At 37.5% G+C, this 1141-nt stretch carries 1 protein-coding gene and 1 pseudogene; both read left to right on the top strand.

The features are described 5' to 3' along the window. Window positions 1-38 precede the first annotated feature (38 nt). Window positions 39-500, top strand: coding sequence for a dUTP diphosphatase (gene dut, locus WGMM_RS01735; protein ID WP_006279458.1), 462 nt, complete (start codon window positions 39-41; stop codon window positions 498-500). 240 nt (window positions 501-740) lie between these two features. After that, window positions 741-1141: pseudogene (locus WGMM_RS01730) on the top strand (hypothetical protein); the annotation flags it as partial.

Genomic DNA, 1141 nt, shown 5'->3' with positions numbered 1-1141 from the left:
ACATGCTATAATTGAATCTTCATAGATGGTAAATTGGAGTGCAAAGAAGTAAAATTAAAGTAGAAATAAAAAGATTATCACACGGAGAAGACTTGTCTCTTCCATGTTATGCAACTACGCAGAGTGCTGGCATGGATCTTTATGCTGCATTGAATGATTCTGCTGTTTTAAATCCACTTGAAAGATTACTTGTTCCAACTGGAATTGTGATTGCAATACCAAACGGTTTTGAGGGGCAAATCCGCCCACGTTCTGGTCTTGCTGCAAAACATGGAATCACTGTCTTAAATTCTCCGGGCACTATAGACTCTGATTATCGAGGTGAAGTTAAAATTTGTCTAATTAATCTAAGTAATCAGCCATACGAAATAAAAAGAGGAGATAGAATCGCACAAATCCTTATCTCTCCTGTATCTCAGGTGATTTGGGATGACAGAGAAGAATTCTGCGCAGAAGAAACCGGTCGCAATGCAGGGGGCTTTGGCTCAAGCGGCAGGTAGCTTACGAAAAAGCTTGACTATGACAGTTCTTTTATACACAATTTAAGCATATTAATATTTTATTAAATGAGGTCGTTTATGCTAACTTTCAAAAATCATTGTGGCCAGCTCCACAAAGCAAACACTGTATTTGTTGCATTTACTGCTATATACGTTATAGGTGGATTAGCAATACTTTCAACACCGCTTTGGAGGCCTTAAACTTGCAAGCTAGCAGCTTTTGCAGCTACACCACTTGGAATGGGCGTTTTAGCATTTGTTGCTGCTGCGCTGACTTATTTAGCAATATATGCTATCAGCAAAAATAACGAAATATCTGAGTTGAAAGCTCTGAAGGTTATTAAGGATGGGTTGCTAGTAACAAAAGACGCATTTAGGGAAATTGCAAGGAATAACCAAGTTAAAGATGAAGAAGGTAAGGTAGAAAAGGATAAATATTATATAGACTTCAGCTTAGAAGGCAAGAACTACCGTATTATTGTTGATATTGATCAGCTTACCAAGACGCTAGGCAATACTTTACTCTTCAAGATAGATTCACTAAAAGAGAAAAACGATGAAGGTAAGTTCGAGGCAGTAAATGAAACAAAGTGGAGTAAAACATTAGGTTTAGACAAAGATGGTGCTAAAGAGGTTAACAC

It is taken from the genome of Wolbachia endosymbiont of Glossina morsitans morsitans, from assembly GCF_000689175.1.
Classification (GTDB): Bacteria; Pseudomonadota; Alphaproteobacteria; order Rickettsiales; family Anaplasmataceae; genus Wolbachia; species Wolbachia pipientis.
Note: the sequence above shows the minus strand (reverse complement) of the source record. Positions and strands in the feature narration are given on the sequence as shown.